General features: G+C 64.5%; 3 protein-coding genes. 2 read left to right on the forward strand and 1 reads right to left on the reverse strand.

The window, feature by feature from the left end; genetic code table 11:
* Window positions 1–1,672 (forward strand): PhoX family protein (locus ACREBX_RS02355; RefSeq protein WP_431560148.1); only part of this gene is annotated, 1,672 nt, incomplete at its 5' end.
* Window positions 1,673–1,965: 293 nt separating this feature from the next.
* Here the strand turns inward: ACREBX_RS02355 and ACREBX_RS02360 are convergent.
* A complete protein-coding gene (locus ACREBX_RS02360) occupies window positions 1,966–2,619 on the reverse strand; it encodes a CAP domain-containing protein (RefSeq protein ID WP_431560149.1) in 654 nt (217 codons plus the stop codon).
* 144 nt (window positions 2,620–2,763) lie between these two features.
* On the opposite strand from ACREBX_RS02360, the gene ychF reads away from it, so the two are divergent.
* On the forward strand, window positions 2,764–3,861 hold the full coding sequence (gene ychF, locus ACREBX_RS02365; RefSeq protein WP_431560150.1) for a redox-regulated ATPase YchF: 1,098 nt from the start codon (window positions 2,764–2,766) through the stop codon (window positions 3,859–3,861).
* Window positions 3,862–4,158: the final 297 nt, after the last annotated feature.

Genomic DNA, 4,158 nt, shown 5'->3' on the forward strand with positions numbered 1-4,158 from the left:
GCCGACGCCCACCCCGACGCCGACCCCCACGCCGACGCCCCCGCCGGTCAGCTATGCCGTCAGTTTCGCCGCCGTCGCCGCGAATCAGGACGACAAGGTCACCGTGCCCGCGGGTTACACCGTCGACGTGCTGCTCAAGGCCGGCGATTCTGTCGAAGCCGGCACCGCCTATTCGGGCAGCTTCCCCACCCCCGCGGTCGCCGAAAAATGGGCGGGCGGCAATCATGACGGCATGGAATATTTCGCCTTTCCGGGCGTCGATGCCAACAACCGCGGTATCCTGGCGATGAATTACGAATACCCCGACTTCAACATCCTGATGGCGGGCAGCTACAACGCCGCCACCGCGACCGCCGACCAGAAGGCGCTCGCGCTATCGGCGGTCGGCATCGGCGTTGTCGAAATCGCCAAGGGCAGCGACGGCAAATGGGCCGTGCAGGCCGGATCGACCTATAACCGCCGCTATACCGGCAACAGCAGCTATCGCGTCGGCGGCCCCGCCGCGGGCCTGCTGTCGGGCACGATCAAGGGCATGCTCAACAATTGCGCCAGCGGCCGGACGCCGTGGGACACTTATCTCACGTGCGAAGAAACGACCGACAATTATCTCGATCCGACGCAGCCCGCGCGCGACTATGGCTGGGTGGTCGAGATCGACCCGCTGCGCGAACTTGCGCAGCCGACGAAGCGTACCGCGATGGGCCGCTTCAGTCATGAGAATGTCGCCTATATGGCAAACGCCGATCGCCGCGTCGCCTTTTACATGGGCGATGATTCGACCCCGGGCTGCATCTACAAATTCGTCCCCGACCGCGCGTACAGCACGTCGAACCGCGCGGCGAACACCGACCTGCTCGACTATGGCACGCTTTATGTCGCGCGTTTCAACGGCGACGGCACCGGCGAATGGCGCGCTCTCGTGGTCGGACAGAACGGCCTGACCGCTGGCGCATCCGACCCGGGCAACACCAGCCAGAGCACGACCCCGCCGGCGCCGACCATCGTCAATTTCAACAATCAGGCCGATGTGCTGATCAACACGGCCTCAGCGGCGCGCGTCGCGGGTGGCACCGTGATGGATCGCCCCGAATGGCTGACCGTCGCGCCCGACAACAAGGCGGTCTATTGCACGCTGACCAACAACAGCGGCCGCCGCGTCGTCGACCCCGCCAACCCGCGCGTCACCAACCTGCACGGGCACATCATCAAGTTCCGCGAAGAAGGCGATTCGCCGCTGGCGACCAAGTTCAGCTGGGAAATCTTCCTGACTGCGGGCGATCCGTCGCTTTCGGCGGGCGGCAGCAACCTCGTCGGCAATATCAACGGCGACACCTTCTCCAGCCCCGACGGCCTCCGCATCGACCCGCAGGGCCGCATGTGGGTGCAGACCGACCACAGCGTTCCCGGCAACTCGGGCGTCGCAGGACGGACGATCGATCAGGCGTTCGGTCACAATGCGATGTTCTATGTCGATCAGGTCACGAAGCAGTCGAAGCGCTTCCTCGTCGGCCCGCTTGGCTCCGAGATCACGGGTCTGGCTTATACGCCCGACCTCAAGACCTTCTTCGTCAACATCCAGCACCCGACAGGCAACTGGCCGGTCGCGGGGCAGCAGCCGCGCTCGTCGACCGTCGTCGTGCGCCGCACCGACGCCCAGCCGGTCGGCGCCTGATCGCGCGCCGCCCGCTCTCTCTCAACGGGAGCGGGCGGCGAGCCTCAGACGAATTTCATATCGCCGAAGATCCAGCGCCACGGCGTACCGGTTTCGCCGAGAATATCGCGCACGATCATCGGGAACGCCGCTTCGGCGCGAACATCGTTCGACATGATCAGCACACAGCGCTGACCTTTTTCGAGGCAGACGAGCGTGTTGCCGGTCGAATCATTGTGCCCGCCGCGCGGTTTTGGCGATCGCCGCCTTGTCGGGCAGTGCCTTGGCGACCGCGGGCATCGCCATCTCCTTGGTCAGGGCGTTTTTCTTTGCGGTGGTGGCGGCGGCGAACCGTCGCGCGTCTGCGACATCAAGGTCACGCACATCGTCCGGTGTACCGGATGTCGGCCGCAGGCGATGCCGGCGAAGCGGTGCGTCGGGCGCAGCAGGCTAAAGCGATGGCCGCGGTCTGGCACGCCATCGTCGATCAACAGCTGATCGACCACGCCTTCGGGCGTGTGATGCCCATAGGTGATGACTTCGTTCACATAAGGCCCGCCGCCGCGCGCCTTCATCCGTTCGCCGGGACCACTGCCCCGCGTATAATGACCCACCGCCCCCGAGCGCGACTGGACCGCGACATGGTCCGCCGCCGCCCGCGCCAGCGCATCGCTCCATTCCAATTCGGGCAGCGGCTTTTCGCGGCGAAGATCGCGGATCGCCTCGTCGACCGCGGCGACGCCCTCGCGCGTCATGATGTCGATTTCGCTGTCGTCATTGCTGACCAGCAGCTTGCCTTCGAAGCGCGGGCGATAGCCGCGCAGATATTCGGCATAGGCGGCGGGATCGCTGCGGAAGCGGTTGAGCTCGGTGAAAACACCCTCCTCGAAACGGTTCGGCGCAGCGACGGCAGCGGTCGTACCGAGAGTCAGAAGGATAGCGGCGGCGATGAGGCGGGGTTTCGTCATGGCGGGTGCGATAAAGGCGCAAGTCTGAACCGGGCGCAACGGCAAAGCGCGGCGGCAAGGACTGGCGCCGAAAGCAATCTGGCGCTAGGGGCGCTGCAACATCGGCGCCTTATTCAACAGCGCGCCGAACCTCACGGAGTTTTTATGGGTTTCAAATGCGGGATCGTCGGCCTGCCCAACGTCGGCAAGTCCACCCTGTTCAACGCGCTGACCGAAACGGCGGCGGCGCAGGCGGCGAACTATCCTTTCTGCACGATCGAGCCGAATATCGGTAACGTCGCGGTGCCCGACACGCGGCTCGAAAAGCTGGCGGCGATTGCGAGCAGCAAGAAGATCATCGCGACCCAGCTCGCCTTCGTCGACATCGCCGGCCTCGTGCGCGGCGCGTCGAAGGGCGAAGGGCTCGGCAACCAGTTCCTCGGCAACATCCGCGAGGTCGACGCGATCGTCCACGTCCTGCGCTGTTTCGAGGATGACGACATCCAGCATGTCGAAAACAAGGTCGATCCGGTGGCCGACGCCGAGACGGTCGAGACCGAACTGCTGCTGTCCGACCTCGAAAGCCTCGAGAAGCGTGTTCCCGCCTTCGTCAAGAAGGCCGCGCAGGGCGACAAGGAAGCGAAGATCGCCGCTTCGGTGCTCGGCCAGACGCTCGAACTGTTGCGCGAAGGCAAGCCCGCGCGGCTGACCGAACCCAAGGATGAGGAAGAGGCGCGGGTGCTGCGCACTGCGCAGCTCTTGACCTCGAAACCCGTCCTCTATGTCTGCAACGTCGACGAAGGCAGCGCCGCGAACGGCAACGCTTTTTCGGAGAAGGTCTTCGTCAAGGCGGCGGCCGAGGGCGCGCAGGCGGTCGTCGTCTCGGCGGCAATCGAAAGCGAACTGGTGACGATGGACATGGCCGACCGGCTCGAGTTCCTCGAAGAAATGGGCCTGCACGAAACCGGCCTCGCGCGCGTCATCCGCGCCGGATACGAGCTGCTCCACCTGATCACCTTCTTCACCGTCGGGCCGCAGGAAGCGCGCGCGTGGACCGTCCACACCGGCGCAACCGCCCCCGAAGCCGCGGGCGAGATCCACAGCGATTTCCAGAAGGGCTTCATCCGCGCCGAAACGATCGCCTATGACGATTATGTCGCGCTGGGCGGCGAAGCGCGGGCGCGCGAAGCGGGCAAGCTGCGCGCCGAAGGCAAAGCCTATGTCGTGCACGACGGCGATGTGATGCACTTCCTGCACAGCTGAACGATTGCGTCATTGCAGGGCTGGTCGGCGCCTAAAGCCACAAAAGCCCCGCATACGTGCATCGAAACTGTGTCCCTTGTGGCTTTAAGGCGACAAAGGATACGCATGTGCTTGCGAAAAATGTCTCCTTTGTCGCTTTAAGAGCGGTTCGCGGAAGCCGACGATTTCAAAGAGCGGACACGAGGCTGGCATGGCACAATAAAGTAGGACAGCGATTTTTTGCCGGTTGGCCAATGTCGGTTTTGGGGTAGGAAGCGGCCGTAAGAGTGGGTGCGCGGGTATCCCCTCCCGCAAGCG

The organism is Sphingopyxis sp. (assembly GCF_050725655.1).
In the GTDB taxonomy this organism is placed as follows: Bacteria; Pseudomonadota; Alphaproteobacteria; order Sphingomonadales; family Sphingomonadaceae; genus Sphingopyxis.